The organism is Microbulbifer sp. MKSA007 (genome assembly GCA_032615215.1).
Taxonomy (GTDB): domain Bacteria; phylum Pseudomonadota; class Gammaproteobacteria; order Pseudomonadales; family Cellvibrionaceae; genus Microbulbifer.
Window position 1 is genome coordinate 268,817 of record CP128431.1, and the last position, 20,165, is coordinate 288,981.

The following is a 20,165-nucleotide window of genomic DNA, read 5'->3' on the forward strand; positions in this document are numbered from 1 at the left end:
CCAAGTTCCCTCAAAATTAACTGGCAATCCCACAGCTCACCGTGTATCAAGCTCGCCCTCCCAAACGCCTTGGGGAGGTATCCCGAACCTGAATATCCAGACGCAGCCGTTACTCTGGCAACTGCATAGCTTTGCCTGACAAAAGGCATGATGAGAGGTCTAAAAATGAACAGCGCATTCGCAGGCATCGATTTTGGCACCTCCAACTCCACAGTGGGCATCTACTCCGGCGAAACACCAGAACTGGTGATGCTGGAAGAAGGCCATACGGAAATGCCGTCTGCCATTTTCTTCAATTTTGAGGACGAGCAGATCGTTTATGGACGGCAGGCGAAAGAAGAGTACATCAGAGGCGATGAGGGCCGCCTTATGCAGGCACTCAAGAGTGTTCTGGGCACTTCCCTTATTCAGGAGAAAACGGCTGTCATGGGCGGTCGTATGGCGTTTCGTGACATTATTGCATTGTACCTGCGCCAGTTGAAACGTAAGCTTGATACACATATGCAGGAAGATGTCACCAAGGTGGTTCTGGGACGACCGGTGCATTTCATCGACGGTGATGAAGTTGCTGACCGTGCAGCGCAAAACACGCTGGAAGGTATCGCTCGCCAGGAAGGCTTTGAGCATATTGCATTCCAGTATGAGCCGATTGCAGCTGCGTTGGCCTATGAGCAGTCTGTTACCCGTGAAGAACTTATTCTGGTGTTGGATATCGGTGGTGGTACAGCTGACTTTTCCGTTATTCGCGTTTCTCCTGAACGCCGGAATGCAGTTGACCGCACAGGCGACATTCTTGCCAACACAGGTGTTCACATCGGCGGAACGGACTTTGACCGACTGCTGTCGCTTGCGCAAGTGATGCCGCATTTGGGCTACAAAACACTCACGAAAGACGGCAAACGCGCGCTACCGTCCAAATACTACTTCGATCTCGCCACCTGGCAGTTCATCAATCAGCTTTATTCTCCAAGCATTTTGCGAGAGCTCGGTGAAGTCAGACGCGAAGCAGCGCAGCCCCATCTGGTAGAGCGCCTTCGTGAAGTAATCCGCGCAAAAGATGGCCACATGCTTGCTACACGTGTTGAGCAAACCAAGATTGACCTGTCTTCTTCAGAGATTGCCAGCCTCAAAATTGAGCTGGAGGAAGAAGACGTTCAGGTAGATGCATCCAACGCCGATTTCCACGCAGCAATCGCAACTTCTGTCGGGAAAATTGATACCACCATTCAGGAGGCCCTCAGCAAGGCAGGTGTGACTGCTGATCAGATCAACAGTATGTTCCTGACCGGCGGCACCACACGTATCCCGATGCTTCGAGATCACTTCAAGTCCCTGATGCCAAACGCTTCTATCGTGGAAGGCGATGTGTTTGGAGCCGTAGGTCTTGGCCTTGCAGCCGACGCAAAACGAAAGTTCGGCTAAGGCTAAGCCCTCACAAAAAGTCTTTTCTTTTTCTTGTAATCCGGCGTGACAGACCTGAGGAAGCTATCCCATTCATCTGTCACCCGCTCAGGCGTAAACGCGGAGATTTTTTGCCTTTAACACCCGTCTTGGTTCCATAAAGCGACACCCCTCTTTTTCCCCCTCGCTTTCTCATTCCTCTAATTTCAGAATTGTCACATTCAACCAATTCAGGTTCCCTAGTTGCAATTGTTAATGAAGTCTTAAGAGGGCGGCGTACGCTATTTTAGCTGTGTGCTGGGTTGGGGACCGGGATGTTGCAGCGGCAAAATAGGTGTTTCAAACACTGCTGGCTTTATCCGATGATTGGCGCGGTTGCCTTAGGATCAGCCGGATCTTCCGCGGAGGCAACAACTCTACGTGAAGCGCTTGAAGACACCTTGCGGTTCAACCAGACGTTAAGTTTGACAAGTTGGAAGACAGCTTCAAAGCAACAGAAAACTGAGGTTCTGCAGGAAACCGTCGATGCTTATGCTGCGCTCTACTTAACAACGCAACAAACGCACGTTTACCTAACATCACTGAGGGATCTAAACGCGATAACCGTAGTTTTGGAGAGGCATTCTGAAAGCAAAACAACTCAAGTTTTTGAGCACATTGAAGCGTTGGAAGCACAGCGCAGCTCAATCAGTGAAACTCTAAAGGCACTGCAGCAAAACAAACTGCTTTTTGCGCAAACGACCTTCACACAGTACACGGGTAGTCGCAGTTTCAACCTGCAGCCAGTGATCACTTCATCTCTGTTGAATGGTTCAGGATCGCCTGCTGATGCACGCGAGGAAAGTGATGCACTTTCCAAAGTAATCAAAACCTATAGGCAGCTTCAGTTCGGAGTAACGCGCCAGAGGCGAAGTTATGAGGCCGCACTTGCTCAGACCAAGGTAAGTCCTGAGCATGTTCCTGCATACCTCACCGTTTTAACCGAACTTCAGAAAACAGAACTTCAGCTGATCTCGGCTGAAGCAGAACTCACTCGCCTTCATTTTTCGGACAAAGCTCAGCGTTCGACGCTTTTGCTGCACCTCGGTCTTTCTGAGCGATTGCTTGAGAAAAACCGGAAACGAGAACTGCGGCGACTGGCGAACCAACGGATCAATTAACGCACCAACAATCTGAAAAGAGGAGGAATGCAGTCATGGCCCACATCAACTCAGCGCCTACGAACACGCCTGCTTTGCAGTCCCCTCCCCCAATCCTGCTGGCTGAACCTCTGCCCCCTTCGCGAGGCGCAATCCTACTCAAACGGGAAAATGGCCAGCTGGTTGATCTTTCCAAAACGATCGGGACAGCCCAACTTGCCCGAGATGGAACTCAATTGCACATTCGGCAAATTGATGGACAGATTATCGTAATCGAAGGCTTCTTTGGCGGACCAGCCAACGAGTTCTTTATTTTGATGCCATCCGGCCCACTCACAACACAAAGTCAGTTCTTGGCAGCAGTGCAAATCGATGCAGCATTGGAACTTGGCAGCTTTCAGGAAGATGTCCCCTCCCCTGCCCAAGGCAGAACAGACAAACCTGTCGAAGAATCTCAGCAGCATCCGGATACTGCAAGTCTTCCAACTTTGCATCAAACACCCAGATTGGCAGAGTTAAGTTCTGCCACCAGCAAAAGTCAGTTGGCGGAAAGCAAACAGTCCGTCTTGGAAGACGCCCCTTTTCCTCTTTCAAAAGCAGGCAATCCTGAGAGTATTGCAGTTCCTCAGTTTTCTCCCTCAGACTTGTATGTTCAACCAAACTCGACAGTTTCCCGAGCAAATGATCTTCCGATACTTACTGTAGAGGAAGCATCCTTCGCACATCCACCGATATCTTAGTCAGCGATAGCCTCGCTATTGATTTTGGCGTGGATGGTACCAACTCCCGCGCACTGCTATTTACACTTGATGCAGCTGGACGCCCACTCGGCCGCTCAGGTGATCCGCTCGATATAACCTCTGGCGGTGCGCGGGTCCTTTTTCAGTCAGAATTTGGCCCACAAGGCCAACATATTCTGAAAGGGTTGAAGGGAGATGGTACGCTCGTTTTCAAAGTTACGTTGGATCCAACGTCAACCAACGGCACATACACTTATCAGCAGTTTGCGCAGTTAGATCACCCAGCTGGCACTCCGGATCATCTGCTCAGTTTTCGGTTCATTGCAAAGGATGCAGATGGAGACAGTCTGATCTCTTATTTGGACATTCACGTAACCGATGATCCTATGCCTTCGGAATGGAACCTATCAGCGACCGTATCTGAGGCAGGCTTAGCAGGAGGGTCAGATGGAGATCCGAAAAGCGCTTCAACAACAGGCAATCTGCCTATGGGCTCGCAACAAAGCCCGGTCACACTGACATGGAATGACACAACCCCATCTCCAGGCTTTAGTTTCGTTCAGGAAGGGCAAACACTTCTTATCCTACAAGGTGGGCAGATCGCCTTATCTGTATCTCTGAATGCGTCGACTGGCACCTACAGTGTGACACAACATAACGCAATCATGAACGCAGGGAACGGTGACGCGGTATTCAACCTGAACTTCTCAGCGACAAACACCCAAGGCCAAAGTGCAATTGGCACTCTTATCGTCACATCGATTGACGATACACCCAAGGCGTTCCCACTCAACCAGATCGTTTTTGATGAAAGCCAGTTGAGCGACGAAGCTGAACTGAGTTTCTCATCAGATTACTTGCCTCATAACGCTGGAGCCGATGGCGCAAACATCAGTTGGCAATTGCCGGAAGATCCGGACGGCCTGATCTATATCATCGAGGGGCAGCTGCTCAGCGTAAAACAGGGCGATACGCTGATCCTGACGGCACAGTTTACGGATAGCAAGGGTGCCTACACAGTCAAGCAACATAACCCGCTTCAGCACACTAGTAGGTTAGATCATGAAGAAATCAAACTCCACTATGTGATCACTGATGGAGATGGTGACACAGCCCAAGGGCACTTCAGCGTTTCAATCAAAGATGATAGCCCTACTGTTGGAGCACCGATCGAACACGAGCTGAGCGACGATGTTTTCACGCAAATAGATCAAAGCAACGCATCGGCTGAGGATAGTCTTGGTCTGACAGGTGTACTCCCAGTCTCCGCTGGTGTAGATGGAATACAGGTCTCATGGACAGAAGCTCCTCTTCCAACAGGCTTCAGCTGGGATCTTTCAGGCGACAAAATAACGCTTTTACAAGGTTCGACGGCAATTTTCAGCGCGACGCTGAATTCCGCCAGTGGAGCGTATTCTGTTACACAGCATGCTCCCCTCAATCATTCTCAGAGCGTTGACCAGTTTCAACTGCAGTACATAGCGACCGACTCTGATGGAGATGCAGCAACTGGGACACTGCAGATTTCCATTTCAGATAGCGTACCTGTCGCAAGTTCTGCGCCTGAGATTATAGGCCTTTCCGAAACAGACCTCTTTGAAGCGCGTATGAACGGAGATGCATCTATTTCTCAATCAGGCACGCTCAACATTCAATGGGGAGCAGATGTTGGTTCAACAAGAGCGCTCTCATTTTCATCCAGCATGAGCGGCACGCCCGCCCCATTTACCGTCAATGGAGCGCAGGTCTTCTATTCTTTATCAGGCATTGGAAACGAACTCGTCGCAAAGACGCAGGATGGTACGCTGGTCTTCAAAGTCACATTGGACCCAGGCAACACAGGATCCTATACAGTCGAGTTCTTCACTCCGATTGATCATGCAACTACCGCCGAAATCTCGATAGTGTTCGACATCGTCGCCACCGACGGAGATGGAGATACTCTTCCGCTCTCATTCTCTTTCGACATAACAGATGGAAAGTCTATCGCCGTTGCTGACCAGTTTGCAGGCAAGGAAGACACACCGCTCGTCTTGGATCTGTTGGGAAACGATACTCTGAATAGCGGGGGCTACTCCGTTCACATCGTCTTGGCACCTGCCAAGGGTCATCTGGCACAGAACGCGGACAACACATTCAGCTACACCGGACATCCCAACGCCAATGGATCTGATAGCTTTAGCTACTATATTCAGGACGCTGACGGTGAACGCAGTGAGACCGTGACTGTTTCCATTGAGCTCAGTCCAGCGAACGATGCTCCGATCTTTTCAGGTGTCGGACACAACACACCTCTTCATTTGACTGTCGAAGACAATGGACCACAGGATGTCTTCACGGCGAACGCTTCAGACGCTGATGGAGACAGCCTCCATTTTTTTCTCCAAGGGCCTGATGCGGCCCGTTTCAACATCGACGCCCAAACAGGCAAAGTCAGCTGGAAGGACGATATCTCTTATGATGTTCCGGCAGACCTAAATGGCGATAATATCTATGATGTGACGATTGTAGCCAGAGATCCATCTGGCGCAGAAGCTTCACAGGACTTTCAAATCCAGGTCACCGAAGGCCTTGATACGCCAACCTCACCTCCAACAGTTTACCTTCACACGCGCGAAGCTGGCAGTTACCAAGTCAGTTGGGACTTTGGCTCTGATAATTACACCAGCAATATCTCCGATGATATCCAGTCCTACGCATGGAAAGAGTGCGGTGACGATGGCTTAGCTGATACTTCAAATGATGGCTCCTCCGACATTTACATTGATGAAGCAACAGGCGAGCTTGTTTTGACAGATCAGTCTAGCGCTTCCGCAAATGGCGACGATAATCTTGCAAGCCTCAGCAAAACATTCGATCTGACGGGTGCGCAATCGGCGCAGCTTTCACTTAGTTTCACGGCCAATTTCAGCTCATCAGAGACAAGTAAACTCTTCTATATTGAGGTCGTCATGGCCGATGGCTCGGTTCAGAGGATTGCTGAGATCAGCAGCACCGAAGATCATTCGCAGTCCAAAACGATTAGCCTCGACCTTAGCAATCACATCTCCTCAGCCACGACAATAAGGTTGTTAGCTCCAGGTGAACTCACGTCTGCAGACATTCTCAGGATCAGCGATCTCACGCTCTCAATAGAGCAACCCGCTCCTCTGGAAGAAAAGCATTTGGACGCTACCTATCAGATTGATGGAGAGGACTTGGCAGTTGCCAAGTCTGCCAAGATTGACGACCTGCAGGAACCAATAACCGGACTAACCGTGAAACTTTTCAATGCTCAAGACGGTGATGTCCTGAACTACACAGCAATCGACGGTATCAATGGTGAACTACAAGATAATAACAGCGGCGTACTCACATTGAATTTCTCAGGCATCCTTGATGCCTCAAGCTATCAAAACCTGATCAACTCGCTTACGTTCTCAACCAACTCAGACAGTCTTGAAGCAAGAAGTCTTTCCGTGGTCCTTCATACAGAGAATGGAAGTTCATCGCCGTCCATTTCGACAATCCATATGCTTCCCAAAGCTGATGGAGAGATCGGAAGCGACAAGAACCCAGTCGATGGAACATCAGCAGATGACACCCTCCGAGGCACCGAAGGTGACGATGCAATCAATGGATTTGAGGGCAACGATCATCTCTATGCTGGTGAAGGACAAGATACTCTGACAGGTGGCGAAGGCTCAGATATCTACTTCTTTGAGCAACTGGACGGAGCGGCTGATCATATCGCTGACTATCAAGCAAACTTACAGAACGGTACTGATCGCGATATCATTGACATATCGAAGCTCCTTGACGACTACGGCGAAGGTGGACTGGGTCAATATCTCCACTTCACAGAGCAATACGTCCGCTTGGTAAAAGATCAGAATGGGCAATACGCGATACAGGTTGATCTAGATGCTCGCGACAATGATCATGGCTGGGAGACATTAACCACATTGGAGATTCAGAACGCAGATGTTCCTGGAGCTTCAGTCAGCATTGATGTGTTCTCTGTAGCACCCGAATTTGAGATACCAATCGAAAATGCATTTCCTGTAACCTAATCTCGGAAGTCATGAAACTTGGCAGCTGCCAAGTCGTTTATCGCAAATAAAATTACTATTCTGCTTTGGTAGAGCTTGCTCTCGTATACGGTATGGCTAAACTTTCTCTGTTATTGCTTCAGAGGATTTTTCATGCGTTCAGATACCCCCATTCAGAAGTTCGTTTCAGCTGGAGATCATCAGATCTGTCTTCACGAGTGGGCTGGTGAAGGACCGACATTTTTGCTCCTCCACGCGACTGGATTTCATGGTCGCGTCTGGGATTACATCATCAAGCACTTTCCAGGAAGACACGTGATCGCTTGGGACATGCGCAGTCACGGAATGAGTGAGAACGCAGCTCTGCCAAAACTTTGGACCGACTTGGGAGAAGATCTTTTTGCTGTGGTCAAGGAACTTGGTCTCAAGCAAGTTTATGGGGTGGGGCACTCTTGCGGTGGTCATTTGACGATCTTGGCAGCTGCCAAGTTTCCTGAACTCTACCAAAACATTCTTTTGCTCGATCCGGTCGTCTTCCCGAAACCACTGCTTCCGATCTTCAAAAACATCGCTGATCAAGACCACCCAGTGGCGCGCCGTCGGAACCAATGGAGCAATATTGGTGAAATGTATGAGCGGTTCAAGGATCGTAAACCATACAACAGCTGGCTCCCCGAGATTCTCCAGGACTATTGCCAGCATGGCCTGATAGAGACCGAACATGGCGATGGCTACCAACTCGCGTGCCCACCGGATGCAGAAGCTGAAGTCTACCGCACCTGTTATGGGGATCACATCTACCCACTGCTGGATTCCGTCACTGTACCAACCACAGTGGTGCGTGCTCGCCGCAGAAAGCCGGATGAGCCGTTGCATGACTTCTCGCCATCTCCAACCTGGGAGCTTCTGGCAGAGAACATGCCGAATGCGAAAGACATCTACGTTCCAGATCATACCCATTTTCTGCCAATGGAAAATCCGGATGCCGTTTTGAACATGATGGTTCAGATGGAGAGGGGAGAGGAAATCCGCTGGCAGGGTAATGGAGCAATCTTGAAAGACATGTAACCAACACGTTTGGCAGAGATCATGTTGTGAAAACAAACCTGCCAAGTAAGGGGAGGGGACTATGGGAAGTTTTGAAATACACGGAGCGTTGGGCTCACCGTACTCCATGAAAGTACGAGCCGCATTCAGAGCTAAACGCATTCCACACGCATGGAAACTCTGTGCGCCGATGGGGCCAAACAGCCCAGTCAAACACGTCAAAGTTCCGGTTATTCCTGTCGTCAAGTTCCCGGACGAGACTTGGATGAACGACTCCACTCCGCTGCTGCTTCATCTGGAAGCGAAAGGGGAGGGAGAGATCTCTTGCCTGACAATCCACTGCTCCGTTTTGCGTGTTACTTGATTGAGGACATGGCGGATGAATGGCTCGTCAAAGCGATGTTCCATTACCGCTGGTTTTATGAGGAAGATCGAAAGGTTGTACCAAGCTGGCTGTTGTATGATGCTTGTCTGGGATTGGACGAAAACACGATCAAAGCCATGGGTCAGCAATTTGGGGCTCGACAGATCAGCCGCATGCCGAAGGTAGGGTGTACTCCCGAAACGGCGCCGATCATCGAAACCTCAACCAAACGCATGCTCGCCATTATTGAAAAGGCAGTCGTCTCCAAGCAGCACTTCCTGTTCGGCGATATAGCTTCCTTGGCAGACGTGGCAATCTTCGGTCAACTCTACCAACTCAAAGACGATCCCACTCCCTCTGCCATGTTGCAGAACGAGTTCCCATTTGTGTTTCGCTGGCTCGATCACATCGACGATGCCTCCGGCTTTGAAGGGGAGTGGGTTTCTGAACTGACACCAGCTCTCAAAGATTTGCTCAAAATGGCTGGCGACACCTACCTTCCATTCTTGTCGGCGAACGCCAGAGCCATCGATAAAGGGGAAACCACCTTTACCGCCGACTTACCGGAAGGGTTCTTCACGCAGGAGACCTTCAAGTACCAGAAGAAGTGCCTTGATCGGTTACGGGACGAATGGGCGAAACTTACACCGGCACACCGTGAAACACTGAGCGAGTATCTGATGGGTGGCACCGAGATCCTCGATTGCTCTCTCGCACAGCCTGCGACGTGATTGAAACGACTTGGCAGCAAATGTTGGCAGCTGCCAAGTCCAACTCTCATCTGCCAACTAGCCTTCAATACATACTCTTCAATAGACGCTTTTCCCCAAAACTGGCGGAAAACCTTAGGTCTTTTGCATCAAACTGTATCTCTAAGCGTGTTTATCCGCCCAATTTGTAACTGAGTTTGTCAGCCTCGGAGCATGACGACAGGCGATTACAAAACTCAAATTGCTTCAATTCGATCGATCTCCGATAGTCCGTTCAACGCAATCACCCAGCCCGGCTATCACATTCCATCGCCACGCCGAGCTGACTTATTGGACGACTGAACCGGAGATCAAAATGAAAAGAATTGCTATTGCAGGCGCCGCTCTTGTTACTCTTTCAGGCGCAGCTTTCGCCGACGCTCTGACCTTTTATGACAGCAACGGCACCAAGACGATTATCCAGACAAACTCCCTAACGGGTTGTGTTGCCATTTATGACTCCGGTCGCAACCCACTCCAAATCTGTCGATTGAACACCGCACCTAAGGCCGTTGTTGTGCCAGCCCCCGCTACAACAATTGTCACACCTGCTCCAACAACCACTGTTGTTACACCTGCACCGGTCGCAGTTGCCCCCAATGCATGGGACCGCCGTCAGGACAGAGCAACCGCACGTCGTGTCATTCGCAGAACCGAAGCTCGTCAGGATCTTTTTGACTAAGCTTCATCTTTAAGTTGCCTTGATCCCCAATGCTGGCAACTGTGCCCGCCTCCTACCCGGGGCGGGCACATCTTTATGAAAACACTAAGCAATCTGATTGGAATATTTCCCAATATTTTTAATGGGTTAGTGAAAGTGTAACGACCTGTCACAAGGTCCGGAACGAAGACGTTCTCTTACACTATTTGGTTTGCACTTACCGCTGCGTACCTTCAGAGTTTCCAAAAGCAACAGCAGAAAAAACAGGAGTCCCCATGTTCAAGGCAATTGCCCTCTCCCTGTCCGTCCTCTTTGCAACGCCACTCGTTGCCTATGCTGATCCCGGTAAAGGGCAGCAACGCATGGAGATGATGGCAGAAAGGCTTCAGCTAACTGACGCGCAGAAGGAAAAGGTGCGCCCCATTATGCAGCAAGCGATGGAAGAACGTCGCGCCATCCTGAAAGGGGCTGGTATTGAGCGTGGTAAGAAGCCAACAATCGCTCAACTTCGAGAAATTCGTGGCCCAATGCAGGAATCTCGTGAGAAACTCGATCAGCAAATGGCTCAGGTCCTGAGCACTGAGCAAATGGCGACCTTCCGCGAGATGCAGCAGGAAATGCGTGATAAAATGAGAAAGAAATTCAGAGAAGGTAAATAGGCCTCTCTGGAAAATAGAGTAGGGGAGCCAATGCTCCCCTTATCCAGACTTAAAGAATGCTTTCAGCTTTCCGTTTCAGGTCCACCATCGCCTCACGGTAGGGACCAGGACCGAAGCTCACACGAGAAACACCCAGCTTTCCAAGTTCCGAGATCTCCGGCATGCCTTTCATCATGTAGGCGTTGACCGGAAGAGGAACATTTTCGCAAATTTTGGCGATCTGATCTGTGTCAGTAAGGGCTGGAATGAAGAAACCGCTGGCACCCGCCTCCGCATATCGCTTCCCGCGTTCAATTGCTTCCTCAACCAATCCCACATGTTTGCTCGCATCCGGTTCATTCAGGAACAGATCAGTGCGTGCATTGATGAAGAACGGGATGCCTGCTTCATCCGCAGCTTCACGGAAGGCGGAAATCCGCACACATTGCTCATCAACGCTGTAAAGACCGCTGCCCTTTACCTTCTGGTCTTCAAAATTGACACCAACAGCGCCTGTTTTGATGATCCGAGCCCCATTTTCCTTCACATCAGCGGGACTATCAGCGTATGCACCTTCGAAATCGAGAGAGAAGGGGACTTCCACGCTCTCCGCAATGCGGCTTGCGATGATTTCGACCAGTGAAAGCGGAATTTTCTCGCCATCTTCATAGCCATGGGCTGCAGCAACTGATGCACTTCCCGTAGCGACCGCCTTGGCACCTGCCTTCGCTACGGCCTGGGCAGTGCCAGCATCCCAAATATTGTAAATGGTGATTGGCTCGCCTTTAACATGGAGAGCGGCAAATTGCTTTGCTTTGTCAGCCTGAGACATCAATAAGGCCTTTCGATCTTGCTATTTTCAGTTCCACATCAATCAATTTCTGCTTTCGCCACAAACCACCGCCATATCCGGTCAAGCCTCCATCCATTCCAACAACCCTGTGGCATGGAATAACAATGGCAATCTGGTTTGCCCCATTGGCACGGGCAACAGCGCGGGTTGAGTTTGGTTTACCGATTTGCTTGGCCAGTTGGCTGTAGCTTTTGGTGGCGCCAATCGGAATGCGGCGCAGCTCGCGCCAGACATCCTTGGTAAACTCAGTGCCATGCATCACCAGCGGCACATCAAAATCCAGACGCTTGCCTTCAAAGAACTCACCAAGTTCACTTGCGATCTGATCCGTTGGTGCCGTGCGGCCAAGGCCCAGATCTCCCTTCACTTGCTTGCGTAAACGGGAGAGTTCAGCGGGGAGGGCTTTACGGTCTGCAAACTCCAGCAAGTGCAGTGCGCGGTCATCACTTACGGCGATCATTGCACCGAGCGGAGTATCGAACCAATCTGCTTTGAGGAGACCATTACCCTTTAGTTCAGCTGGTTTACAGCCGAGTAAGCGCGCAAAAGCCTGACGGAATGCATCTGGAGATGAAAAACCGGAGGCGAGCTGGGCATCAATCACCTTCCCGCCATCAGAAAGTGTTTCAAATCCATCGCGCAAACGGGAGAGGCGGGCCATTTCCAGAAATGTAATTCCGTACTGACGTTTGAAGCTTCTGCGCACAGTGGATGGATCCAGTCCAAGGCGAACAATATCGGCTTCTGACCATTTATGGTGCGGCTTTGCATCAAACTCACAAAGCAAACGTGTCACCACTTCATCATTTTCCGCGGACGTACCCACCGGATGACAGCGCTTGCAAGGGCGAAACCCGGCTTCAAAACATTCTGCGATCGTCTCAAAGAAGCAGCAGTTCTCATACTTCGGTTTGCGGGCAGGGCAGGTGAGGCGACAAAACACGCCGGTTGAGCGCACCCCAACATAAGCCCGGCCATCATAGTCCGGATCGCGATCAAGAAGTGCCTGATAGAGCACTTTGGTATCTGGTAGTTCAAAAAGCATGATTTCTTATAGTGTCAGAAGCCATTTTCAGCGCACGGTTTTCGGGCGTTTATTAAGGACATCTGATTTTAGGTGTCTTCCGCAATGTGTAAGGCTAATTGATAGCATTCAATTGCACAGCACCGGCAAGCAAAATTATGAGGTACCGGTTGCGCTCACTGCACTAGTCCAGCTTCAGGTTCCCGATCCGCGCCTGCATGATGTGTGCTGGCGTGTATGTGTCCGGAACCACTTCCAACTCAGAAGGACCGCAGTCAATAAAGCCAATTTTCTGGTAGAAACGCTTTGCATCTTCAGCTTCTTTCAGGACGTAGATTCCTGCAACTTGATCCGGCGAGTAGTCCGCCATCGCGTGCTTCATCAATTGCCGCGCTAACCCTTTGCCCTGATAGGCGCTGTCGAGATAGCAGGCCCAGATATAAACCACTTCACCACGGACAGCACAGGCAAGAGAGCCAACAATCTTCTCGCCAATTTTTGCCAGGTGAAGCTGGCCATCCGGCCCAGGAACCACGCCGCCCAGATCATCCGTCTCAAGCCGGGCAACCAGTCGCTTCGTCAGGTCGTCGCCCAGTTCCGCCAGATGCGCCTCAGTCCAGGCAACTGCCAGAAAATCCCGCAAGGATTGCTTGTCGCTTTCCTCAAATAGGACCACTTGGGCATTTTCAATTGCAGCTGCGTTTTGAGACATATCCATTGCGTCCAGTTCTGGTTGATTGACCTTTCAGGAGCTTAGTCCGAAAGGCCGGCTAGTTTTCGGCGGCCGCAGATCCCCCAGAAGCTGCAAGGCCAAACAATGTGCGATGCAGAGCCAGTTTGCCATCAACTGCACGATCGATACAGGCGCGGAAATATCCAGCCGGACGTGCAATGCTTTCCGGATCGCGCAAGGCCTTTTCAACCGTGGTGATCAGAACTGCCGCGGCCGTATAGTCGCCAACCCTGTTTCTCGCATCAAACCAACCTTTTTGAGAGAGGCCAATCAACAGGCGCATATCATCGGAACTGTCGATCAGACTGCTCCAACTGGAAAGATCAAGCCCCAACGCACCTTGGGTTTCCTGAGTTGCTGAGCCAAGCAAACCAAGAGAAACCTCTGACAGGAGAGGGGAGAACTGATCATTCTCGTAAGGATCAGCATGTTCTGACCAGTTCAGACTTTCAGTTTTACCTGAAGCTTGAGATATGGCACGAGTTTCGCTTTTTGGATCCTTTTCAGGAGCCATTTCAAATCCGGTATAACCGGATTTGCTGTAATTTATGGATGCATCATTAGATGCATGCTGCTGTTTACTTTTAATCCAAGAGTCTTGAGAGGTTGTATTATTATATGGGGTGACATCATTGTCTTGTGTGCATGACATTTCTGATTTTTCTTCAAAAAAAACAGCACTTTCTTGAGGTCCAGCACAACCCTTTTCTGAGGTATCTTCAGCAGTTTCAAATCGCGCAACAAGAAGCTCGTGAAGCATCGTCAGTGCTTCAGCTCGTTCAACGATCCCCATCGGTTGATCCAACAGCTCATTGAAGGCACGGGCAATCTCAGAAACATCAAGTTCTTCATGAGCAGCCAGGCGAAACAGATCGGTCATCGCTCTGGAGAGACGGCTAACTGTACGCTTTGCTTCTTTTTCCTGGGCTAGGCGAGCAGCAAACTCAGCGCCAATCTGCTTCAACTCGTCCAAACGTTGCCGTGCTGGAGAAAAGTCCAGGCCATAACCACGCTCAATCTGACGGTCTTCACCCGCACGATAGATATAGCGGCGACCTGTTGGGCTGTCTTTGTAGGCAAGAACGCCAGCTTCCACCAATCTGCGCAGTGAACGAACCACTGTGCGAGAAGAGCGGCTGACGTATTCGGCCAGTTTTTCATTAGAGATCGCGACCAGTGGGCGGCGGTCCTGAGACCAGTCCTCTGCGGCTGTCAGGCCAATCAGAATATCGAGAATATGATAGGTGGTGCCATCAATTCCCAAGGCAGGGGCGGCCTTTTTCAAAGCCATCGCAACTTCTGATTTTGTCGTCTTTACAATGTCATTGGCCATTGCCAGCTTTTGACTGGCAACCATTGCCGGCGTCAGTTTTCTGAACGACGCCACTGAACCAACAGATTGCATAGCTACACCGTTCACCCACTAAGTCTAGTAGGTGTTCTCAAGGGTCAGGACGCAAAGCACCCTCCCCAAACTGAGGATAAACGGGACAAACTGGCGATTAGCATGCAGAAAGACGCTTCAACTCCTTGCTCAAGGGTTGATTCGTACCGCGTCTCGAAGTAATTTGAAGGTGCAAAATATGGTTACATCGAGCGCTATCGTTTGTTTGTACCCAAGGAATTTCGGTCTTGTTGATTGCCGTCAGCAGGACCGTTTTTCTTTGGAAGAGACGTGATTAAACCGTCATGCATCCTCCTTCAGAACTTCTTGTTCAAACTCATCCATCAAATCCGGCAGGCGGCGCTTCAAAAACGCGGCCAGTTCAGGTTGCTTCTTCGCATCTACCTGAAAGCTCAGCGCATTCGGGCCGTCCTTCATCAGGATCTGTTTGTTGCCAATCCAGCTCTTTGCAGCTGTGGCAATGGAACCTGTGGTCGCTGCGTTTGTCTCAGCAGACTTACAGGCAGAAAGAATAGCGCTGAAACGCTCATCACTCGCAGAGAGCTCAAAGTCCGCGCTGATCATCACTGCATCTACCCGCGCCTTAAACGGTTCAGGCAGTTTGCCATTGAGGAAATGCCCTGCCAGCTCTTCCCAGCGTGGACGCCCGATCTTAGGCGCAGGGCCGATCTCACGAACGAACTCTTCTGGCAGCGCATTCATCAGCTTCAGCAGCTTGGATACGGTGGTCGCATCCTTACCAATCGCCTTTGAAATCACGGTCTGCGGGAAGCTTTTGGCCAAACGAGAGGCAAACAAAGCGGTCTCGATGAAGGACAGATTCTTACGCTCATGGTTTTCCTGACCCTGAGCAATCAGAAGCGCTTCATCGGAAAGCTCTTTGATGATGCCACGAACAGGCAGACCAAGGTCTTTACAGGCGCGCCAACGACGGTGACCGAAAGCGATCTGATAGCGGCCCGGCGCTTCTGGATGCGGACGCACCAGAATTGGAACCTGCTGACCACTGGCTGAGATGGAAGCTTTGAGCTTCTCAAAGTCCTCATCATTGGCCACGACCATGCGGTCGGCCACGAAAGATGGGTCAAGGTCGTCCGTGCTCAACTCATGAGCAACGCTGCCGTCCTCGATCATCTGGCGCAGCTTTTCGTTCTCCTTCTCCACGTCGGAGAAAGTGTTGCGCATGGACTTGATCGCGCCAGAAGACACCCGCTGCTTGGTTGTTGCCGTCATGGACGGGGCAGGGTTGGGGGATTTTGCCAGCTCAGCCGGGTCTACCCCGCCGAACATGGCCCGCATCTTCTTGGAACGATCAGTAGCCTTGTTCATGGACGACCCCATACCTGTTTGATCAGTTGGAACACTTCCGTATTTGCCGCATCAACGGACTCCAGAGCACGATTGAGGGTATCGCGGGTCATGTTTCCGCGCTCAACCTCGTAAAGGCTCTTCTTTTCCAGCCCTGCATTCGCGATCGCTGTGGTCTCCACGATGGAAGCCGCCAGCACATCCTCACCAAAAAGACCTCTCAAAAGCGCTGCAACGTTCACCTGCGGCACATCGTGCGGTGTGTGGCGTGTGAGCAGGTAGCGCACGAAATCGTGGCTCAGGCTGCCCCCAGCCTCTTCAATCACCGCCAGCAGTTCTGAGGTCATGGAAAGGAACTGGTTCATAGACGATACATCCAGCATGGCCGGATGCACGGTGATGACAATACCGGTTGCCGCATAGAGCGCGCCAAGGGTGAGGTACCCCAGTTGTGGCGGCGCATCGATAAGCACAACATCATAATCATCTTCCACCTCCTTCAGGACGGTCGCCATGCGGCGGAAGAACATGCCATCGCCGCGCGAAAGCCCCTGAGCAATTGCCTGCGGGGTTTCGTGCTCATATTCCATCAGTTCCAGGTTACCGGGGACAAGATCGAGCCCATCAAAGTACGTTTTGCGGATAACATGGCTGAGTGGAACGCGCTCTTCATCGTCATAACGGATGGCGGCATAGAGCGTCTGGTTCTCGTCTACGTCGAACTCTGGCTGGTACCCGAACATGGCAGAGAGTGATGCCTGCGGATCAAGGTCAATGGCAAGCACGCGCAGGCCCTGAAGCGCTAAATAGTGCGCTAAATGGACGGTTGTCGTGGTCTTTGCAGAGCCGCCTTTGAAGTTCGCAACCGCCAGAACCTGCATCTTCTCACCATGTCGGCGGCGCGGGTCCAGACGAAGCGCATCAGCAGGGCGTTTTTCTGCCAGATAGCGACGTAATTCGTTGATCTGCGGAAGGGTATAAATGCGTCTGCCGTTTTCCAGCCTTTCGGGGATAACTGCTTCACCATTGAGGGAAAGCTGACGCAAACTGGATTCGGCAACACCGAGCAGCCCCGCAACCTCGCGCGAAGAGAACGTCTTCAGCTTCTTTTGAGCCTCAGGCGGATACATCTTCTCCCTTAAGGATTGCAGTTGCCGTGACAACAAGTCAGAATGGCGTGCAATCTTCTCAGCAGAAGTCTCATCATGTTCAGCAGCGAGCAGCATATTGCCTCTTACCCTTTATGACGGTTTTGAAGTGCAGAGCGATAATAATCCGTCACAGCGCATCCTTCTCCGATTCAAAGGACGCGTCAATCTCTTTATAGTTAACGCCCATTAACCAATATTAAGAGTCTGTTAACGAATTTTTGGCGATGGCTTTCTGATTGCAACGCGAAATTACTATATATTGCGTAAGACCCAGTTTTTGCAGCAACATTTCCATAATGCAGCAAAACAATCTTATTAAGAAACGTCATTTTCGCCAAGCCAACAAAAGAACTTAGACATGACGGTTTTTGTGTAAAAATCGACGAAATACCGATTTGACAGAAGCAAGCAACGTCACCTGAGCCGTTCCAAACGTGAATCAGTCATAGATTCGCACTGAGTCGCAACCCTGCCTAACACACGCAAAAACCTAAACCATTAGAGCTTTCCCAAGTTCCGCAAGGCTTTGGCGAGAACCTGTCTTGTACAGTCCCGCCGAACCGGTTTTGTCACTCTGTCCTGGCTACTAGTTGATCTTTTGGGGGGCCTGTGGTTTTCGCTGTCAAACTCCATCTCTTCCGCGTGTCCAACTCAAACAATGAAGTGGTGTTTTCTAAAGGCGCTCTTCAAAAGCTCGGCGCCACTCCCGGCGAGCATCTTTCCTTTAAGATCGGCGCCTGCCATCGCTTTTCCGCAAAAGCCGCTGTCTCCACTGACCGCCGGGCAGCACTGGGGCTGCCATCAGATGTGTTTGATGAACTTGGGCTCGCCCTCATCGATGGCCTGCATGTGAAGCGGGAAGGGGACACCATCCATATTGGCCCGACCATCGGTATCATGGGGGCCGGAAAGTTTGATCCGGAACGCCGACACCAGCAAGACATGCTGACATACGCCCAGACCCAGGGCTACATCGCGTTTCTGTTTTCGCCCGAAGACTACAACTGGGCCACCAACACAATCACCGGCGAAACCATGCCCGGTCATCGTCAGCCCGGGTTACCGCTGCCAACGGCTATCTATAACCGCATCCATACACGCGATGAAGAACACAAGCTGCGTGTTGAAGCCATCAAGAACCGGATGCGGGCTCTTGGCTCTCACATCTACAATCCCGGCTTTTTCGATAAGTGGGAGGTGCATGAGCATCTGATGCGCGGTCAGAAGCTGCGCAAGTATTTGCCGGAGACGCACCGCGCCCCCACACCAGCATTGCTCAAGAAGATCCTTGGTCGCCATCACTCCGCTTATCTGAAACCAGTCGATGGACGCGGTGGCAAGATGTTGATGCGACTGACCAAACGAGAAAAAGGCTACCGTTTGCAATGGCTGACGGACCTGTCCTGTCCTCATGCAGACTTCGTCCAGCTGGAAGATGCATTCGAGTTCGCCTTCTGCCACACCTCGCTGGATCAGTATCTGGTTCAGCAAAGCCTCGACTTTTCTTCGTTCGATGGACGCTCCGTAGATTGCCGCGTGCAGATGCACAAGGACATCAGCGGTACATGGCGGTGTTTGATGATCGGCCCGCGGGTCTGTGCGCACGGCTGCATTTCCTCTCACTTCAGTCAGGGGGCTGATATTGTTGGTACCGACGACTACTTCATCAACGCCTTTGGCAAGAAGGCCGAAGCGGTAAAGGCAGCCGTCGAGGAATGCGGCTTTGCGATTGCCCACCGGATGGACGAGTACCACACATCCCCCATTGGAGAGTTGGGACTGGATGTCGGCATCGACAAATCCGGCCACCCGAAGCTTCTGGAAATCAACGCCAAACCGGGCCGCATGATCTTCCTCGATCCAAGCCATGCAGAAGCGCGTGTCACCACACTCGAAGCCAGCATTGATTACGGCGCTTTCCTTTCCGGTTTTGGAGAAGATCCTGAATGAGCCCTGGCGAAACATATAGATGTCGGGAAGCTCTTAGCGCTCCGGTTACTTTGTTTGCTGTTTGGCCTGTCGGCTGCGCCTCTGTTGAGCAAAAACATACGGCATCCGGTCTAGAACAACTCTTTGAGCACCAACGCGAGCAAGATCACTCAAGAGATTTCAGTCGCATCTGGAGGTCACCGTGGCGCGGAAATTGAATGAATCCTCAGCAGTCATTGTCGGAGGCACTTCTGGTATCGGTTTTGCCGCAGCCAAATCTCTTCTCAGATCAGGTCTTCAAAAGCTCACCATCTGCGCTCGAGACGTCACCAAGGGCCGCAACGCCCTGAGCAAGCTGGCCGCTGAATTTCCCGGCGCTTATCTGCATTTCGTCCAGTGCGATGCGTCCGACCCGGCCCGTACCGAAACTGCGATTACCCATGCAGAACTGGCCATGGGGCGAGATCGATGTGCTGGTCAGCACCGGTGGCGGAGGCATCATCCCCAAGCCATTGCAGGAAGTGAAAGTGCATGAGTTGATACCCACAATCACCTCCTTGATGAACAGTATCCTGCACCCAATCCATGCTGTTTATCCGGTCATGACAAAACAGCGGTGCGGGACAATTATTTGTTTAACCTCGGATGTTTCCATAATCCCAACCTACGGCAGCACCATTGTGGGGGCGGGTATGGCCGGCATTTCCATGTTCTGTCGTTCCCTAGCGGTAGAAGCCAAACAGCATTGCATCCGGGTCAATTGTGTCAGCCCCAGTGTTGTACGTGGAACCCCTCTTTATGATAAGCTTGAAAGAGATCCTTTTGCTGCCACCCTCATTTCAAAAGTCGAGCAAAATGCCCATTTAGGCGTGATCATGCCCGACGAAGTAGCCGAAGCGATCTGTTTTCTCGCCGGTCCGGGCTCCGCTAAAATAACAGGACAAGTCATTAGCGTTTCCGGAGGAGGCACACCGATTTAATTTTACAGGTCA

General features: G+C 51.2%; 18 protein-coding genes. 12 read left to right on the forward strand and 6 right to left on the reverse strand.

Annotation, left to right across the window (positions count from 1 at the left end; all coding sequences use genetic code 11):
- The first annotated feature begins 165 nt into the window (after positions 1-165).
- The 9 genes from QT397_01075 to QT397_01115 all read left to right on the forward strand — a co-directional run bounded on the left by QT397_01075 (position 166) and on the right by QT397_01115 (position 10,791).
- Positions 166-1,422 (forward strand): Hsp70 family protein, encoded by a 1,257-nt coding sequence (locus QT397_01075; GenBank protein WNZ53629.1) that lies wholly within the window; start codon positions 166-168, stop codon positions 1,420-1,422.
- A 293-nt stretch (positions 1,423-1,715) separates the two neighbouring features.
- Positions 1,716-2,561, forward strand: coding sequence for a hypothetical protein (locus tag QT397_01080; GenBank protein ID WNZ53630.1), 846 nt, complete (start codon positions 1,716-1,718; stop codon positions 2,559-2,561).
- A gap of 35 nt (positions 2,562-2,596) precedes the next feature.
- Complete coding sequence (locus QT397_01085) at positions 2,597-3,280, forward strand: hypothetical protein (GenBank protein ID WNZ53631.1); 684 nt, start codon at positions 2,597-2,599, stop codon at positions 3,278-3,280.
- Positions 3,281-3,309: 29 nt separating this feature from the next.
- On the forward strand, positions 3,310-7,332 hold the full coding sequence (locus QT397_01090; protein WNZ53632.1) for an Ig-like domain-containing protein: 4,023 nt from the start codon (positions 3,310-3,312) through the stop codon (positions 7,330-7,332).
- Between the two features lie 132 nt (positions 7,333-7,464).
- A complete protein-coding gene (locus tag QT397_01095; GenBank protein ID WNZ53633.1) occupies positions 7,465-8,379 on the forward strand; it encodes an alpha/beta hydrolase in 915 nt (304 codons plus the stop codon).
- Between the two features lie 106 nt (positions 8,380-8,485).
- A complete protein-coding gene (locus tag QT397_01100) occupies positions 8,486-8,722 on the forward strand; it encodes a hypothetical protein (GenBank protein ID WNZ53976.1) in 237 nt (78 codons plus the stop codon).
- Positions 8,683-9,453, forward strand: coding sequence for a glutathione S-transferase C-terminal domain-containing protein (locus QT397_01105; protein ID WNZ53634.1), 771 nt, complete (start codon positions 8,683-8,685; stop codon positions 9,451-9,453). Before QT397_01100 ends, QT397_01105 begins: the two co-directional genes overlap by 40 nt.
- A 334-nt stretch (positions 9,454-9,787) precedes the next feature.
- Positions 9,788-10,153 (forward strand): hypothetical protein, encoded by a 366-nt coding sequence (locus QT397_01110; GenBank protein ID WNZ53635.1) that lies wholly within the window; start codon positions 9,788-9,790, stop codon positions 10,151-10,153.
- 254 nt (positions 10,154-10,407) lie between these two features.
- A complete protein-coding gene (locus QT397_01115; protein ID WNZ53636.1) occupies positions 10,408-10,791 on the forward strand; it encodes a hypothetical protein in 384 nt (127 codons plus the stop codon).
- A gap of 49 nt (positions 10,792-10,840) precedes the next feature.
- On the opposite strand, the gene QT397_01120 is transcribed toward QT397_01115, so the two are convergent.
- The 6 genes from QT397_01120 to repA all read right to left on the reverse strand — a co-directional run bounded on the left by QT397_01120 (position 10,841) and on the right by repA (position 17,319).
- Complete coding sequence (locus tag QT397_01120) at positions 10,841-11,602, reverse strand: isocitrate lyase/phosphoenolpyruvate mutase family protein (GenBank protein WNZ53637.1); 762 nt, start codon at positions 11,600-11,602, stop codon at positions 10,841-10,843.
- Positions 11,589-12,668 carry a trifunctional transcriptional activator/DNA repair protein Ada/methylated-DNA--[protein]-cysteine S-methyltransferase gene (locus tag QT397_01125; GenBank protein WNZ53638.1) on the reverse strand — a complete coding sequence of 360 codons (1,080 nt, stop codon included), beginning with the start codon at positions 12,666-12,668 and terminating at the stop codon, positions 11,589-11,591. The genes QT397_01120 and QT397_01125 overlap by 14 nt, the downstream gene beginning before the upstream one ends.
- Positions 12,669-12,831: 163 nt before the next feature.
- Positions 12,832-13,359, reverse strand: coding sequence for a GNAT family N-acetyltransferase (locus QT397_01130; protein WNZ53639.1), 528 nt, complete (start codon positions 13,357-13,359; stop codon positions 12,832-12,834).
- A gap of 58 nt (positions 13,360-13,417) precedes the next feature.
- Positions 13,418-14,785: a plasmid replication protein RepC gene (repC, locus tag QT397_01135; protein ID WNZ53640.1), complete on the reverse strand. Its 1,368-nt coding sequence runs from the start codon at positions 14,783-14,785 to the stop codon at positions 13,418-13,420.
- Positions 14,786-15,067: 282 nt separating this feature from the next.
- Positions 15,068-16,114: a plasmid partitioning protein RepB gene (repB, locus tag QT397_01140; GenBank protein WNZ53641.1), complete on the reverse strand. Its 1,047-nt coding sequence runs from the start codon at positions 16,112-16,114 to the stop codon at positions 15,068-15,070.
- Positions 16,111-17,319: a plasmid partitioning protein RepA gene (gene repA, locus QT397_01145; GenBank protein WNZ53642.1), complete on the reverse strand. Its 1,209-nt coding sequence runs from the start codon at positions 17,317-17,319 to the stop codon at positions 16,111-16,113. The genes repB and repA overlap by 4 nt, the downstream gene beginning before the upstream one ends.
- Before the next feature lie 534 nt (positions 17,320-17,853).
- Here repA and QT397_01150 point away from each other — a divergent pair.
- From QT397_01150 to QT397_01160, 3 genes are all read left to right on the forward strand, one after another.
- A complete protein-coding gene (locus tag QT397_01150) occupies positions 17,854-19,194 on the forward strand; it encodes a YheC/YheD family protein (protein WNZ53643.1) in 1,341 nt (446 codons plus the stop codon).
- 181 nt (positions 19,195-19,375) lie between these two features.
- On the forward strand, positions 19,376-19,708 hold the full coding sequence (locus QT397_01155) for an SDR family NAD(P)-dependent oxidoreductase (GenBank protein ID WNZ53644.1): 333 nt from the start codon (positions 19,376-19,378) through the stop codon (positions 19,706-19,708).
- Positions 19,614-20,153 carry an SDR family oxidoreductase gene (locus QT397_01160; GenBank protein WNZ53645.1) on the forward strand — a complete coding sequence of 180 codons (540 nt, stop codon included), beginning with the start codon at positions 19,614-19,616 and terminating at the stop codon, positions 20,151-20,153. Before QT397_01155 ends, QT397_01160 begins: the two co-directional genes overlap by 95 nt.
- Positions 20,154-20,165: the final 12 nt, after the last annotated feature.